Consider the following 13740-nt stretch of genomic DNA (forward strand, 5'->3'; position numbering starts at 1 on the left):
GAACCGGAAGCTCCCGCGCCGCCCGAGGAGGAACAGGGCCGCCCCCGTGTCGAGGGACCCGTCATGCTGCTACCCCGGGTGGTGCGTGACTCGGCGATCGTGGCCTACCGCAACCTGCTGACCATCCTGCGGGTGCCCACCCTGCTGGTGACGGCCACCATCCAGCCGCTGATGTTCGTGTTCCTGTTCGCCTACATCTTCGGCGCGTCCCTGGGCGGCGGCCAGTACCGGGAGTTCCTGCTCGCCGGAATCTTCACGCAGACAGTCGCTTTCAATGCCGCGTTCACCACCGTCGGCCTGGCCAACGACCTGCACAAGGGCATCATCGACCGGATGCGGACGCTGCCCATGTCGCGGCTGGCGGTGCTGATGGGCCGCACCCTGTCGGACCTGGTGGTCAACATTCTGGCGCTGGCGGTGATGGTGGTCTGCGGGTACGTGGTCGGCTGGCGGATCAACGGGTCGATCATCGACGCGGTGCTGGCATTCGGGGTGATCCTGCTGTTCGCGTTCGCCATGTCGTGGGTCGGGGCGATCACCGGGCTCATGTCGCCCAGCGTCGAGGTGGCCCAGAGTGCCGGTCTCATCTGGCTTTTCCCGCTGACCTTCATCTCCTCGGCCTTCATCTCCGGGGAGACGCTGCCCGGCCCGCTGCGTACCGTCGCCGCCTGGAATCCGATCACCGCGGTGTCGGCGGCCGGGCGCAAACTCTTCGACAACGGCTCCCCGCCGTCGTTCGAACCGGCCACCGGCTGGCCTGCCGACCACTGCGTCGAATACTCCGTCTACTGTTCGCTGGCCATTCTGGCGATCTCGGTGCCGATCGCCCTGCTGCAGTACCGGAAGGTGGCCAGTCACTGAGCCGACAACACGGGAAGGGCCCCGCACCGGTGTGGTGCGGGGCCCTTCCCGTGTTGTCGCGGTGCTCAGCCGCGGCGGCGGGTCTTGAGCAGCTCCATGCGCTCCTGCAGGAGCTCTTCGAGCTCCTCCTTGCTGCGACGCTCCAGCAGCATGTCCCAGTGGGTGCGGGGCGGCTTGACCTTCTTGGGCTCCTGTGTGGTGCCCTCGAGCAGGATGCCCTCCTGGCCGTTGCGGCACAGCCAGGTCGGCGGGATTTCGGCGTCGTCGGCGAAGGGAACGTCGAATTCCTCGCCGTTGTCGGTGCGGTACCGCGCCATCCGACGCGGCGCCAGGTCGTGGTCGCGGTCGGTCTCGTAGCTCACCGCTCCGAGCCGAGACCCCCGGAGTACGCGATCTGCCATGAGTGCGGTCCCTTCTCGCCTGTCGGCAATGTTCTACATCAGTGTTTCTGCAGCTGCGCTACCTACTGTCAACGCAGCCGCGCACGTGTCGGTTCCCGTGGGAGAACCCTGCCATCCTACTCGTCCGGCGCGCCCACTCCGCCGCGGCGTGCCCTTGCGCCCGGTCGCGGCCGCAAACCGCTAATGTGACGGACCATGTCTCGACGCGTGCTGTCCTGCTGCCAATGGTGCGGGCGGGAGATCGCCGAATCGGAGATCGGACGCCGCCGGCGGTACTGCCGGCAATCGTGTCGCCAGCGGGCGTACGAACATCGAAACAGCGTGAAGGGCACCGGCATTCCCGAGGATTCGGTGGTGCTCAGTGCCCAGGAGGTCTCGGACCTGTCCGATCGCTGGTTCGCCGCCCGCTGCGCCGCCGAGGATGTGGCCACGGCGGTCGCGGAGGGCGCCGAGATGATCGAACTCGCCGATCTCACCGCGACATTGGTGGCGTTGACGCGCGAGGCGGAACGGCTGCGCTGACCGCGGCGTGGCGGCCGGCGGGCAGGGCGCGCACGCCCAGTGCGTAGACGAGGCCGATGCCGAGCGCGGTGACGGCGGCGACAAGGCCGAGGGCGGTGAGGGTTTCAACGTCGGGCCGGGTCACCGGCTGCCCGCGCAGCGCCTGCCACATCAGCAGCGCCACCAGAGCGGTGTAGCCGAGCGCCAGCACCCCGATCAGCCGGGTGCGGGTGCGCTCGGTGCGCAGCCATGTCACGGCCGGGGCGAGGCGGGCCAGCACGATGGCCGCCACGATGAGCAGTTGGATGCCGTGCAGGCCCGCGAAATGCGCGATCCGCATGTCGCCGCCCGCGGTGCTCCAATGGGTGATCGGCATGCCCTCGACACCGTCGCGGACGGCGGGCTGCCCGCTGACGAAGGTATGTCCCGCGCCCAGCCGGACCGGGTGCCCGTAGGCGTCGGTGGTCTGCTGCTGGCCGCTGAAGCCCATGGTGTAGCCCAGCGCCATGCCGAACACCGCGATGCCCAGGCCCGCGCGGATGGCCAGCGAGGTGGGCCGGTCGGTGACGCGCTGCCACGAAAGGGTCACCGCGATCACCAGATTCGCGAGGAACAGTCCGGGCACGCCGGTCATGAACACCCACTGGCCGATGGTGTTGACCGCGTCGTGCTGGGTGTTGAAGTGGCTGAAGGTGCCGCGCGCGGCCTGCACCACCACGAAGCCGACGTCCACGATGGCGGTGGCGGCGAACAGGGCGCCCATCCACCAGGTCAGCCGCTGCCCGCGGTGCGGGAACGACACCAGCCAGGCCAGGGTGCCGCAGTAGAGGACCATGGCGATGGCGAACTTGAGCGGTTTGAGCCACACCGATTCGCCCAGCAGCATGCGATCGTCGAAGGCCATGGCGCCCAGGGAGAACACGGCCAGGGCCGCCATGGCCGCGGTGGTGACGAGCAGGGGACGGTGCAGCCGGCGAGCGGGGACGGTGGGGGTGAACGGCGCGAGCGGCGGACGATCGAGCGTGGTCATGACGGTGACGCTAGGTCCGTGCGGCCGCCCGCCACGTCCCCCGGCGGTGGGGTGGGCACGTAGTACCCGGGTATGAGAACAGCCCCGGCGGTATGAGCCGGGGCTGTTCTGCGTGGGTCGCGAACGCCGTTGTCGCGCAACCGATCCGTGCGCCCTGCAGCGGGCGCCCGGATGAGCGGTGGGGTCAGTCGGCGGACATGCCGACGTCCATGCCGCGCCCGGCCAGGTAGGGCAGCGGGTCGACGGGCGCGCCGCCGCCGGTGTGCACCTCGTAGTGCAGGTGCGGTCCGGTGGAGTAGCCGCGGCTGCCGACCGTGGCCAGTACGTCGCCGGCGCGCAACTGCTGGCCCACCTGGACCAGGATGTCCTGCATGTGGCCGTAGACGCCGATGGTGCCGTCGTCCTGCAGCACCCGCACCCACAGACCGAATCCGGAGGCGGGGCCCGCCTCGATGACGGTGCCGTCGGTGATGGCGTGGATCGGAGCACCGAAGCCCGCGCCGAAGTCGATGCCGGCGTGCATGGCGCCCCAGCGGATGCCGAAGCCGGAGGTGAGCGGACCGGCGACCGGGCGCACGGTCTTGGGGCGGGCCTGCTCGGCGTGCAGGCCGTCGAGGAAGTCGAGCACCGGCTGCGGGACCACCTGCGGCATCTGCGCCTCGCGCGGGGTGAAAGCGGTGAACGCGCCGTCGACCTGGGCCGCGTTTGCCACGGAGTCGCCCGCGAGCTCGTGGGTGGCGTGCGGGCCGGTGGCGGCCAGCGCGGTCAAGGTGGCGCCGACGACGGCGGTGACGGCCGCGGCGCGGGTCGCGACCGAGCGGTACCGGCCGGTTCCACGCAGGCGAGATAACGGAACGGTTACGGGCATTGCTCGACCGTACGAGAAGCCTGGTGTCGTTCAGAAGCCGAGTTGCGACCGTCACAGTGCACCGAAAGTCCAGTTCGTGTATTACGAGACGATAACGGCACCGGGCAATTCGTGGATGACGTCGGCCTCCGGGGTTTGCCGGCGAATTGACCCCGGGAGGGCGGTGCGGGCACTCTGCTTAAGTGGTCACTAATGGAGTGCGGGTGTTGAGCGCCCTCGCCGACGGTACTCGCCGAGCGGTGTTCGAAGCCCTTCCGCAGGGCCCGAAATCGGTGGGTGAACTCGCCGAGGCATTGGGCGTCACCAGTTCGGCAATCTCCCAGCATCTGAAGGTGCTGCGTGAGGCACGCCTGGTGATGATGCGGCCGCAGGGCAACCGCCGTCTCTACTCCCTGGACCCGCGCGGGCTGGCCGATGCGCGTGACTATCTCGAACAGTTCTGGCCCAGCGCCCTGGCCGCCTACTCCGCGGCCTTGTCCAGCGCGCAGACCGGACCCTCCTCCGAGTAGCGCGAACCTGCGGGCCGGCCGAACGGGGCGGGAACGGGCCGGGGTCGCAGGAGCAGACGCGAGGCTGCGGGAGCGGACCCGAGTCAGGAGACGGGCAGCAGTCAGCAGGGCGGCGTACGGCTGGATCGCCGAGACCCGGGCGGCCGGGCGGTTACGGTGGCGGGGTGGGTACGTCCGTCGTTGTCGAGAGTCCGCGCCGGACAGTGCTACCCGGCTGGTCGGTGCCGCTGATCTTCGTCGCGGGCGGCGTCTCGCAGTATCTCGGTGCGGCGATCGGCGTCCATCTGTTCGGCACGGTCGAACCCGCGACGGTGGCCTGGCTGCGTGCGGCGGCCGCGGGTGTCGCCCTGCTGGCGTGGCGGCGGCCCTGGCGCCGGCGCTGGACCCGCCGCTCGATCGGGGTGGCTGCCGGGTTCGGCGTGGTGACCCTGGGCATGAATATCGCCTTCTACGAGGCGATCGCGCGGACCCCGCTCGGCACGGCGGTCGCCATCGAATTCCTGGGACCGGTCGCGGTGGCCGCTCTCGGGTCACGCCGGCCCCGCGATCTCCTCGCCGTCGCCCTGGTGGTCGCCGGTGTCTTCGCGCTGGCGGGCGTCTCCTCGGATGCCCGGCCGGCCGGTGTCGGGTTCGCCTTGCTCGCGGCCGCGCTGTGGGCGGGCTACATCCTGCTGGGCAAGCGGGTCGCCGACGCGGGTTCGGGCCTGGACGCCCTGGCCGTCGGCATGGCCGCGGCCGCACTCCTGCTGGCCCCGATGCTGGTGACGCGCCAATGTGTGCTCGCCCCAGCCGCTTTCGCGGACGCGGATACCTGGCTGCTGGGCGTCGGTGTCGGCGTGCTGTCCAGTGCCGTTCCCTACGCCCTCGACCAGTTGGTCCTGCGCACGGTCGGCCGCGCCCGTTTCGCCTTGCTGCTGGCGCTGCTCCCGGCCACCGCGGCCGTCATCGGCGCGCTCGCGCTGGCCCAACGGCCCGCTGCCCCCGAACTCGCGGGCATAGCGCTGGTGATGGCGGCTCTGACTCTCAGTGCGACACAACGTGATAGCCGTCCGCGGTTGCGCGGGAACGTGCGGCCGTCCCGATCGCGGGAATGAACGCGGTCGCGCGATCTCAGCGGATTCGCCCGGCGAAGCCCCGCAGAGTTCCGAAGATGGGATTCACCCCACCCGCCGGAAGGTCTGCTGGGCGCGGCGGTCCAATCCGGTGCCGGGCCAGGGGCGTTTGCGCAGTTGCTTGTCGACGGCGTTGACGACCTCGGGCACACCGATCTTCAGCAGCCCCGGGTCGATGTCGTCGGCGTCCGGGTCGCCGGTCTGCCCGGCCCAGAGCACGGCGTGGCGGCCGAGCAGGTGCGGGGGCGGGCCGCTGCGGCTGGGCGGGTTGGGGCCGAAGAGCAGCACGGTGCGGGTGCCGAAGGCGGTGGCCAGGTGGGCGACGCCGGTGTCGCCGCACACCACGAGGCCGGCCTCGGCGACGGTGGCGGCCAGTTCGATGAGGTTCTGCTGGCCGGCGAGGACTCGCGCCGAGGAGAGTCCCGCGCGGGTGGCGACGCCGAGCGCGGTCTCGCGTTCGGATTCGTCACCGGTCACTACGACATCGCGATCCTGGACCAGCAGATGCCGGACCACAGCGGCGAACCGGTCGGCCGGCCAGCGCCGGGCGGTCGCGCCCGCGCCGATGTGCACGACCACGGCGTCGCGGTGGCTGGTGCTGGCCACCGGCGGCACCAGGCCGAGGTTGCGGCGGTCGGCGGCGATGCCGTCGGATTCGAGCAGATGGCACCAGCGGTCCACGTCGTGCATCTCGGGCTGCCATTCCGGGCCGGGCAGATCGGGGAACGCCGGATTGCGGTAGGTGAGAATACGTTCGGGCTTGGTGCGGGTGAGTTCCGCGATGCCTTCCGTGCCGTCGAGATTGACGGCCAGGGCCGGTGATTCGCCGTCCCAGCGCAGTCCGACGGTGTCGTGGATGGGGACCATTTCGTCGACGGAGGCGATGAGGTCGACGATGGGTTTCAGGCGATGGGGTGCTGCCAGTGCGATGTGGTCGCCGGGCCGGGCCCGGCGCAGGGCGCGCAACGCGGGAACGGCGGTGAGGAGATCACCCAATCCGCGTGCTCGCAGCACTAGTACAACCGCCACCTGAATTCTCCTAGCCGCTCACGTCGCCCACGACGCTGCGGTCCGCCACCGGACGTGCGGGGACCATTGCGTGAGGACTACCCGGCCCGCGCGGGGGTGAAACCCAGGGGACCGGTCCGCACCATGGCGGAAAACCGCTGTTACTACCGGCTGTCGTTGTCGCGGGTGGATGGATTACCGTGTGCAGTCATGACGGTCGTCTACAACCTCATGGTCACGGCTCACCTGCTCGGTATGGCGGCGGTGGTCGGCGGGTATGTCGCCTCCCAGCCGCGGGTGTCGGAGCTGATGGTGTGGGGTGCGCGCGTGCAGATCCTCACCGGGGTGATCCTGCTCGGCATGGCCGAGTCGATCCATTCGCTGGGCAAGGACCCCAATATGGCGAAGATGATCACCAAACTGGTGGTGGCGGTGCTGGTTGCGGCCTTCGCCGAAATGGGGCGTGCGGACGCCAAGCGCGGCAAGGAAGTGGCGTGGATGACCCACGCGGCCGGCGGGCTGGCGATCCTGAACGTCTTCATCGCGGCGCTGTGGAAGTGAGTGGACGCGAAACCGTGAGCGCGACAACCGCATAGCGTTTTCCTGCGTGAAAGGCGATGCCGCACAGGGTGCATGACTGCACCGCGTGCGGCATCGGGCGTTTCCGGGGCGGGCTCAGGGGTGCCGGACGAGCTCGGGCGGGAGTTCGCGGGCGCTGTGGCGGGCCAGGTTCTCGGCGATCTCGGCGGCGACCACCGCGTGCCCGGCCATGGTCAGGTGGATGAGATCGGCGGAGAGCCAGTCCGGGCGCAGTCGCGCGGGGTGGTCCCAGAATTCGGTGAGGATGGCGTCGTGGCGCTCGGCGACGCGGCGCACGGCGTCGGCGAATCCGGCGAACAGCGGGCGCAGGGGAGCCATGCGCCCGGTGAAGGAGTCGGCCAGGGTGAACAGGGACAGCCGCGCGCCGGTGGCGGCCACCCGGGTGCACAGCTCGTCGAGGGCGGCCTCCACATCGGGCAGCCGGGCATTGCGCAGGAACAGGTCGTTGCCGCCGCAGGTGACGTGCACCAGGTCCGGGCGGAATGCCTCGAGCGCCGGCAGTTGCGTGGTGGTGACGTCGGCGATGACCGCGCCCAGGACGCCGGTGTTGAGGTAGTCGGTGCTCGGGTGGGTGGCGAGCAGCCAGCGCGCCACGCGGTCGGCCCAGGGGACCGTGGCGTAGCCGGGCCAGAGGTCGCCGGTGCCGGCGGCGGTGGAGTCGCCGATGACGGCGAACCGCCGGAACGGCACGTCGCGCAGGAGGGCGGCGGCCGCCGGATCGGACAGGGTGAACGGATCGGTGGCTTCGGTGCGGGCGGTCATGGCTGGGGCTCCTCGGCTCGGATCGGCAGGGCGGCGAGAACGGCTGCGGCGACGGCGATTCCGGCGCACACGGCGAACAGGGTGTGGAAGGCGGTGAGCGGCTGGGCCGGGTGGGCGGCGAAGACCGCGGCGAGCACGGCCACCCCGAGCGCGCCGCCGGATTGGCGGGCGGTGAGGTTCATGCCGACCCCGGCCGCGAACCGGTGCGGCGGCAGCGATCGCGCGGCGGCGGTGCCGAGCACGGTGATGAGCAGGCCGATGCCGCCGCCACCGAGCAGTCCGGCCGGCACCCACGCCGTCCACAGCGCCGGGGTGGCGTCCCAGCTGCCGGTGCTCATGGAGAGGGTGGACGCGGCGAACATGACGGCGCCGAGCACGCCCAGCCACCGCTGCCACGGCACCGGCGCGCGCCCGGCCAGGACCGCGGTGACCATGGAGGCGATCGCGCCGACGGTCATGGCGGCCGCCGACTGCAGCACCGAGTAGTGCCACATGGTGTCCAGCCACAGCGGCCCGGCCAGCAGCCACGCGAACATGGTCGCGCCGAAGACGAAGGCGACGGCATTGACCAGCGCGTAGTGGTGGCTGCGCCACAGCCCGACCGCGATGGCGGGACGCGGATGCGTCCGCGACCGCCACAGTGCGAGGCCCAGCAGTACGAGCCCGCCGAGACCGGTGACGAGGGTTTGCCGAGCGCCCCAACCCCATTGCTGTCCCTGGGTGACCGCGGCGACGACCGCGCCGATGCCGAGTCCGGTGGCGACGGTGCCGATCGGATCGGGCAGCCCCTGCGCGTGCCGCTGATCGCCGCGCGCGAGCCGCAGCCCGGTGGCGATGAGCAGTGCCGCGATCGGCACGTTGATGACGAAGACCGAACGCCAGCCGAACCAGTCGACGAGCGCGCCGCCCACGGCCGGGCCGACGGTGGCGGCGAATCCACCGGCCGCGGTCCAGGCGGCCATGGCGACGCCGATGCGGGCGGGCGGGGTGACGCTCAGGACCAGGCCGAGTCCGGCCGGGATGAGGAAGGCTGCCGTCGCGCCCTGCAGGAAGCGGCCGGCGATGAGCCAGTCCGCCCCCGGCGCGAGTGCGCACAGCAGTGAGGTGAGCGCGAATCCGGCCAGGGCGGTGAGGAATACGCGACCGCGGCCGAGGGCGTCGGCCAACTGTCCGGCGGGGGTGAGCAGGGCGGCGAAGGCGACGGCGTAACCGCTCACCACCCAGGTCAGGGTGGTGGCGGCGGTGCCGGGGTAGTCGCGGGTGATGGCGGGGAAGGCGATGTTGACCACGGACAGGTCCAGGAAGGACACGAACGCCGCGCCGGAGGCGACGAGCAGGGCGAGGCGGGCCGGGCGGTCGGAGGACGTGGTGGCCGAGAGGGATCGGCCGGCGCGAGCTTCGATGCTCGGCGGGGAGGTTTCGGGTGCTGCGGGCTGATGCCGGCTGATGTCGGTCATGACGGGCTCTCCACGGAACGGGTGTCGGAGCTGGATCAAAACAGTACGCACGATCGTTCGTATTTATGAAAAGTACGACCGATCGTGCGTAAAAGCAACCGTTGGTGCGAAGATGAAGAGGTGGATGAACCGGTGCAGCCTTCCGAGCAGGAGATTTCCGATCAGCGGCGGCTCAAGGGGGCCCGCGCCCGCGCGGCCATCGCCCGTCACGCCGCCGATGTGGCCTCGGTCGAGGGATTGACCGGGCTCAGTCTGGGCCGGCTCGCCGGGGATCTCGGGGTCAGCAAGTCGGGGGTGGCGACATTGTTCGGCACCAAGGAGAACCTGCAGCTGGCCGCGGTGCAGTCGGCGCGCGAGGTGTTCATCGAGCACGTCGTCCGCCCCGCCCTGAGCGCGGACCGTGGCATGCCGCGACTGCGGGCGATCATCGACCACTGGTTCGACTACGTGGGTGAGCCGCTGCTACCCGGCGGCTGCTTCCGGGGCGCGAGCGTGCCCGAGTTCGACAGCCGCCCGGGCCCGGTGCGTGACGCCCTGGCGGCCGACCGCGACGACTGGTTCGCGGTGCTGGAGAAGGAGATCGGCCGCGCTCAGGAGCAGGGCTACCTGGCCGGGCTGGACCCGCACGCCGTCGCGTTCCAGTTGGATGCGGTGGTGGCCGCGGCGAATACGGCCGCGCGGATGGGTGACGAGACGGCGCTGCCCACCGCGCGCGCGATCATCGACGGCCTGCTCGGGGCCGGCCGCTGACCATCGCCGTGACCGGCGGGAAGGCGTAATCCGTTCGCGCCCGGCAATTCTGCATCGACTGCACGTCGGCGCGATCCGGTGGCGATGCGTGGCATGCGTGAATGCGGTTCGGGCGCAGCCGGTTTCACGTGGAGCAATGTCACCGCGTGTCTCGCACCCGCGTGTCTCACGCCGAGCGCGGTGCGTACATGATGAGCCCCACCCCGGCCAGGCACACCAGCGCGCCGATCACATCCCAGCGGTCGGGCCGGAAGCCGTCCAGCGCCATGCCCCACAGCAGCGACCCCGCCACGAAGACGCCACCGTAGGCGGCGAGGATGCGCCCGAAGTGGGCGTCGGGCTGCAGGGTGGCGACGAACCCGTAGCAGCCGAGCGCCACCACCCCCGCCCCCATCCACAGCCAGCCGCGGTGCTCGCGCACTCCCTGCCAGATCAGCCACGCGCCACCGATTTCGGCGACGGCGGCCAGCGCGAAGAGCACGATCGATCGCATGACGGTCATGGCAGCCCACCCTAGAGTCCGCGACCGGTGTCCGGTCGGACCGCCCCGTGTGCGGTCCGACCGGTCCGGATCATCGTTGGGCGTCGGCGTGGTCGAACAGCTGCTGTCCGAGGTAGCCGCCCGGGCCGGGCACGCCGGGCGGGACGGCGAAGACCGCCGAGCCGACCGGTGTGGTCCATTGGTTGAGGGCGTCGAAGTCGGCCAGTCGCTGCTGTACCGGCAGGTACTGGGCGTCGATGTCGCGCTGGAAGGACGCGAACAGCAGGCCCGAGTTGGAGACGTGCCCGGGGGCGGGCGCGTCGTCGTAGTTGTAGCCGCGGCGCAAAAACCGCTCCCCGTCGTGGGCGTGGTGGGCGCGGGCGATGTGGGAGGACGGCGGGATCTTCGGGATGCCGTACTGGTCCACGGCCGCGAAGTCGGGTTCGTCGAATTCCCGGGTGCCCGACAGCGGCGCCCCGTGCTCGACGGTGCGGCCGACGGTGATGGCACGCCCGTCGGCGTCGAGTTCGTCCCAGGTCTCGAGGTTCATGGCGATGCGCCGCAACACCATCGAGGTGCCCCCGGCCAGCCACGGCCGCACCGATCCGTCGTCCCACACGAGGCGATCGAAATCGGTTGTGCCGGGCGCGATGTTGACCGTGCCGTCCACCGAGCCCATGAGATTGCGCATGGTCCGGCCGCGGGCGGCATTGCGGAACCCGCGCTGCACCCATTTCACCGTGACCAGCGATTTCACATGCTTGGACAGCACCCGTACCGCGTGCGAGACCGTGGTGGCCTCGTCGGCGCAGATCTGCAGCAGCAGATCACCGCCGCACCAGGCGGCATCGAGCTTGTCGATGGTGAAGGGCGGCAACGGTTTCAGCCAGTGCGGCCGCTGGTCCTCGAGTCCGGCGACGGTGAACAACCGCGGCCCGAATCCGGTGGTGACGGTGAGCCGGGCGGGCCGGGCGGCCAGTTCCGGTTCGGTGTCGGCGAGTGCCGGTCTGCCCTGGGTCAGGCGCGAGGCGTCGTCGGTCCAGATCTTCAACAGCCCGACGATGTCCTCGCGCTGTGCGCCCGCCACCAGGTCGAAGGCGACGAAGGCCGCGTGCAGCGGCGGATCCGTCGCGATGCCCGCCTGATGCGGGCCGTGGAAGGCGACCGTGTCCAGTCCGGGATCGCGATCGTGGTCGCGGTGGGTGAGTGTGGCCGCGCCCCAGCCGACGCCGGCGGAGCCGGCGATTGTCACCGCGGCGGCCCCCGCGGCGGCGCCGCCGCCGAGCAGTCGCCGCCGGGACAGGCGGGGGTGCGGTTGCGGCCGGTCAGCCACCGTGGGCGGCGTTGTCGCCGGAGGGCTGGTAGTTCTCCTTGCCACCCGCGAAGTCCCGCACCTGCGCGGTGACGGTGGTGCTGGACCCGTCGGAGAAGGTGAGCGTGATGGGGGTGTCCGCGCCGGTGCGCAGCGGGGCCTTCAACCCCATGAACATGAGGTGGTCGCCGCCGGGCTTCAGGGTCGCGCTGCCGTGGGCGGGGATGACGATGCCACCGGCCTTGGGCCGCATGACCTTCTCTCCGGCCGCGTCGGGGGCGATCTCGTGGATCTCCACGGTGGCCGAGGCCGGGCTGGTGGCCGCGACCAGGTTGATCGGCTGGTCGGAGGTGTTGGAGAGGGTGCCGAAGGCGGCGGACATGCCGCTGTCGGCGGCCTTGATCCACTGATCGGTCATGGTGATCCGGTCGGCGGCCTTGCCGGTGGCGTCCGAGGCGGTCTGCGAGGAGGAGCAGGCCACGGGCAGCAGCGCCAGTGTCGCGACGGCGGCGGCCGCGCCGACGCGGCGCGCGAATCCGCCGGTGCGCAGGCGGAAGCTGTGGCAGGAGGGCATCTGGGACATGGGAAATGGACTCCGTGTGTCAGGGGGAAGGGAGGTCACCCCGGACCGGTGCACGGCGACACCCGTTCGGCGCAGGCCTGATTCGGCCACTGCGCGGGGAGGAGGCGTCGCGGATCTATGCCGGAGCGAGGTGTGCGAACGGTGCGCCGGCCCGGGGTGGGCCACGACGCCCGATCCCCGGACTGACGAGCAGGCGACGCGCCTCGGCGCGATCGTCGGCGCGGCACGGGCGCAGGCGCGGCGCGGGCGGCCGCAGGATCGAACCCAGCGCGAGGATGAACCGCCGCACGCTGGTGATGGCCCGGCGTATACCGGCCTCGGCGGCGCGAATCGCGAGCGCGCCCACCGGAATTGCGACCAGGTGGGCCAGCAGCATCGACGGCGAGGAGCTGTGCTGGTGGTGGCCCGGCGACATCGACAGTGCCGCATGGCCGATGGACTGACCCACCGCCAGCATGGCCATGGTTCCGGCGATCCCGTAGCGGGGGCGCAGGGTCGCCACCACGACCCCGATCAGCGTGCACGCGGCGAACAGCAGGGCGAGCGCGGAACCGTCGAGCAGGGTCGCGCCGCCGCCGAGTCCGTGCGCGAGAATCGCTACCGCGCCGGAGGATGCGCCGACGGCAGCGCCGCGCAGGCGCGCGGTGTGATCCGTCGGTGAGCGCACCCGGCCATGCTACGACGTCGTGTCGCAGACGATGCTTCCAGGTGGTATGACCGGCGTCTCCACAGGATCTTCACAATCGATGCGAACCATCTCCACGGCGGTTGCCTAATGTCACCTGCATGGAAACCAGTGCGCGCCGGATCCTCGTCGTCGAGGACGAGCCGACCATCGCGGAATCCGTCGCCGCCCGCCTGCGCGCCGAGGGGTACGCGGTCGACATCGCGCACGACGGGCCCGCGGCCGTGGCCGCCGACGCGGCCGGGGACCCGGATCTGGTGGTGCTGGACGTGATGCTGCCCGGTTTCGACGGGCTCGAGGTCTGCCGCCGCATCCAGGCCCGCCGGCCGGTGCCGGTGCTCATGCTGACCGCCCGCACCGACGAAACCGACATGCTCGTCGGGCTCGGGGTCGGCGCGGACGACTATCTGACGAAACCGTTCTCGATGCGCGTGCTCACCGCCCGCGTGCACGCCCTGCTGCGCCGCGTGGACCGCACCGCCGCCCCGGTCGCCGCCATCGTGGTCGGTGATCTGCGCATCGACACCGATCAGCGGCGGGTGTGGCGCGGCGACGCCGAAACCCAGCTCACCCCACTGGAATTCGAGCTGCTGGTGCACCTGGCCCGCCGGCCGCGCACCGTGCTGGCCCGGGAACGGCTACTCAGCGAGGTGTGGGGCTGGGCCGACGCCTCGGGCACCCGCGCCGTCGACAGTCACGTCAAGGCGTTGCGGCGCAAGCTCGGCGCGGACCTGATCCGCACCGTGCACGGCGTGGGGTACGCGCTGGAGGCTCGATGAACGGCGGCGGGCGCGCAGCGGAGGGGCGGCGGTGAGCGTGC

At 71.2% G+C, this 13740-nt stretch carries 17 protein-coding genes; 7 read left to right on the plus strand and 10 right to left on the minus strand.

Annotated features, from left to right (window positions below; translation table 11 throughout):
- Positions 1-78 precede the first annotated feature (78 nt).
- Entirely contained in the window at positions 79-861 is a 783-nt protein-coding gene (locus tag ABZV44_RS05370) for an ABC transporter permease (protein WP_354833114.1), read from the plus strand.
- Positions 862-926: 65 nt separating this feature from the next.
- On the opposite strand, the gene ABZV44_RS05375 is transcribed toward ABZV44_RS05370, so the two are convergent.
- Positions 927-1262 (minus strand): RNA polymerase-binding protein RbpA, encoded by a 336-nt coding sequence (locus ABZV44_RS05375; protein WP_040857934.1) that lies wholly within the window; start codon positions 1260-1262, stop codon positions 927-929.
- Between the two features lie 195 nt (positions 1263-1457).
- On the opposite strand from ABZV44_RS05375, the gene ABZV44_RS05380 reads away from it, so the two are divergent.
- Positions 1458-1784, plus strand: a complete 327-nt coding sequence (locus ABZV44_RS05380) for a hypothetical protein (RefSeq protein WP_040857932.1) — start codon at positions 1458-1460, stop codon at positions 1782-1784.
- Here ABZV44_RS05380 and ABZV44_RS05385 read toward each other — a convergent pair.
- Positions 1735-2793 (minus strand): hypothetical protein, encoded by a 1059-nt coding sequence (locus ABZV44_RS05385; protein ID WP_354832304.1) that lies wholly within the window; start codon positions 2791-2793, stop codon positions 1735-1737. The two genes, ABZV44_RS05380 and ABZV44_RS05385, sit on opposite strands and share 50 nt — an antisense overlap.
- Before the next feature lie 184 nt (positions 2794-2977).
- On the minus strand, positions 2978-3661 hold the full coding sequence (locus tag ABZV44_RS05390; RefSeq protein ID WP_354832306.1) for a M23 family metallopeptidase: 684 nt from the start codon (positions 3659-3661) through the stop codon (positions 2978-2980).
- Positions 3662-3843: 182 nt separating this feature from the next.
- Between ABZV44_RS05390 and ABZV44_RS05395 the strand changes: the two genes are divergently transcribed.
- Positions 3844-4170, plus strand: a complete 327-nt coding sequence (locus ABZV44_RS05395) for a metalloregulator ArsR/SmtB family transcription factor (protein WP_354832308.1) — start codon at positions 3844-3846, stop codon at positions 4168-4170.
- Positions 4171-4334: 164 nt separating this feature from the next.
- Positions 4335-5264, plus strand: a complete 930-nt coding sequence (locus ABZV44_RS05400; RefSeq protein ID WP_354832310.1) for an EamA family transporter — start codon at positions 4335-4337, stop codon at positions 5262-5264.
- A gap of 63 nt (positions 5265-5327) precedes the next feature.
- Here the strand turns inward: ABZV44_RS05400 and ABZV44_RS05405 are convergent, their stop codons facing one another.
- Positions 5328-6311: a glycosyltransferase family 9 protein gene (locus ABZV44_RS05405; RefSeq protein WP_354832312.1), complete on the minus strand. Its 984-nt coding sequence runs from the start codon at positions 6309-6311 to the stop codon at positions 5328-5330.
- Between the two features lie 189 nt (positions 6312-6500).
- On the opposite strand from ABZV44_RS05405, the gene ABZV44_RS05410 reads away from it, so the two are divergent.
- Positions 6501-6851 (plus strand): hypothetical protein, encoded by a 351-nt coding sequence (locus ABZV44_RS05410; RefSeq protein WP_354832313.1) that lies wholly within the window; start codon positions 6501-6503, stop codon positions 6849-6851.
- Between the two features lie 114 nt (positions 6852-6965).
- Here the strand turns inward: ABZV44_RS05410 and ABZV44_RS05415 are convergent, their stop codons facing one another.
- Both ABZV44_RS05415 and ABZV44_RS05420 read right to left on the minus strand, forming a co-directional pair.
- Positions 6966-7652 (minus strand): SGNH/GDSL hydrolase family protein, encoded by a 687-nt coding sequence (locus tag ABZV44_RS05415; RefSeq protein ID WP_354832315.1) that lies wholly within the window; start codon positions 7650-7652, stop codon positions 6966-6968.
- A complete protein-coding gene (locus tag ABZV44_RS05420) occupies positions 7649-9109 on the minus strand; it encodes an MFS transporter (protein WP_354832317.1) in 1461 nt (486 codons plus the stop codon). Before ABZV44_RS05420 ends, ABZV44_RS05415 begins: the two co-directional genes overlap by 4 nt.
- A 120-nt stretch (positions 9110-9229) precedes the next feature.
- Between ABZV44_RS05420 and ABZV44_RS05425 the strand changes: the two genes are divergently transcribed.
- Complete coding sequence (locus ABZV44_RS05425; protein WP_354832319.1) at positions 9230-9859, plus strand: TetR/AcrR family transcriptional regulator; 630 nt, start codon at positions 9230-9232, stop codon at positions 9857-9859.
- Between the two features lie 166 nt (positions 9860-10025).
- Here the strand turns inward: ABZV44_RS05425 and ABZV44_RS05430 are convergent, their stop codons facing one another.
- From ABZV44_RS05430 to ABZV44_RS05445, 4 genes are all read right to left on the minus strand, one after another.
- Positions 10026-10361 (minus strand): YnfA family protein, encoded by a 336-nt coding sequence (locus tag ABZV44_RS05430; protein WP_354832320.1) that lies wholly within the window; start codon positions 10359-10361, stop codon positions 10026-10028.
- A 70-nt stretch (positions 10362-10431) separates the two neighbouring features.
- Positions 10432-11673, minus strand: a complete 1242-nt coding sequence (locus ABZV44_RS05435) for a Dyp-type peroxidase (protein ID WP_354832322.1) — start codon at positions 11671-11673, stop codon at positions 10432-10434.
- The gene (locus tag ABZV44_RS05440) at positions 11666-12235 is read right to left on the minus strand and encodes a copper chaperone PCu(A)C (RefSeq protein ID WP_354832324.1); all 570 of its coding nucleotides are present in this window, start codon (positions 12233-12235) and stop codon (positions 11666-11668) included. The genes ABZV44_RS05435 and ABZV44_RS05440 overlap by 8 nt, the downstream gene beginning before the upstream one ends.
- 115 nt (positions 12236-12350) lie before the next feature.
- The gene (locus ABZV44_RS05445) at positions 12351-12902 is read right to left on the minus strand and encodes a hypothetical protein (protein ID WP_354832326.1); all 552 of its coding nucleotides are present in this window, start codon (positions 12900-12902) and stop codon (positions 12351-12353) included.
- A 119-nt stretch (positions 12903-13021) separates the two neighbouring features.
- On the opposite strand from ABZV44_RS05445, the gene ABZV44_RS05450 reads away from it, so the two are divergent.
- A complete protein-coding gene (locus ABZV44_RS05450) occupies positions 13022-13699 on the plus strand; it encodes a response regulator transcription factor (protein WP_354832328.1) in 678 nt (225 codons plus the stop codon).
- Positions 13700-13740: the final 41 nt, after the last annotated feature.

Source organism: Nocardia sp. NPDC004860, from assembly GCF_040609015.1.
Lineage (GTDB): Bacteria > Actinomycetota > Actinomycetes > Mycobacteriales > Mycobacteriaceae > Nocardia.

Bases quoted from the DNA above. Each gene is read 5' to 3' on its own strand.
- ABZV44_RS05375 (WP_040857934.1), bottom strand. From the start codon at position 1,262: ATGGCAGATCGCGTACTCCGGGGGTCTCGGCTCGGAGCGGTGAGCTAC.
- ABZV44_RS05380 (WP_040857932.1), top strand. From the start codon at position 1,458: ATGTCTCGACGCGTGCTGTCCTGCTGCCAATGGTGCGGGCGGGAGATC.
- ABZV44_RS05385 (WP_354832304.1), bottom strand. From the start codon at position 2,793: ATGACCACGCTCGATCGTCCGCCGCTCGCGCCGTTCACCCCCACCGTC.
- ABZV44_RS05390 (WP_354832306.1), bottom strand. From the start codon at position 3,661: ATGCCCGTAACCGTTCCGTTATCTCGCCTGCGTGGAACCGGCCGGTAC.
- ABZV44_RS05410 (WP_354832313.1), top strand. From the start codon at position 6,501: ATGACGGTCGTCTACAACCTCATGGTCACGGCTCACCTGCTCGGTATG.
- ABZV44_RS05415 (WP_354832315.1), bottom strand. From the start codon at position 7,652: ATGACCGCCCGCACCGAAGCCACCGATCCGTTCACCCTGTCCGATCCG.
- ABZV44_RS05420 (WP_354832317.1), bottom strand. From the start codon at position 9,109: ATGACCGACATCAGCCGGCATCAGCCCGCAGCACCCGAAACCTCCCCG.
- ABZV44_RS05430 (WP_354832320.1), bottom strand. From the start codon at position 10,361: ATGACCGTCATGCGATCGATCGTGCTCTTCGCGCTGGCCGCCGTCGCC.
- ABZV44_RS05440 (WP_354832324.1), bottom strand. From the start codon at position 12,235: ATGTCCCAGATGCCCTCCTGCCACAGCTTCCGCCTGCGCACCGGCGGA.
- ABZV44_RS05450 (WP_354832328.1), top strand. From the start codon at position 13,022: ATGGAAACCAGTGCGCGCCGGATCCTCGTCGTCGAGGACGAGCCGACC.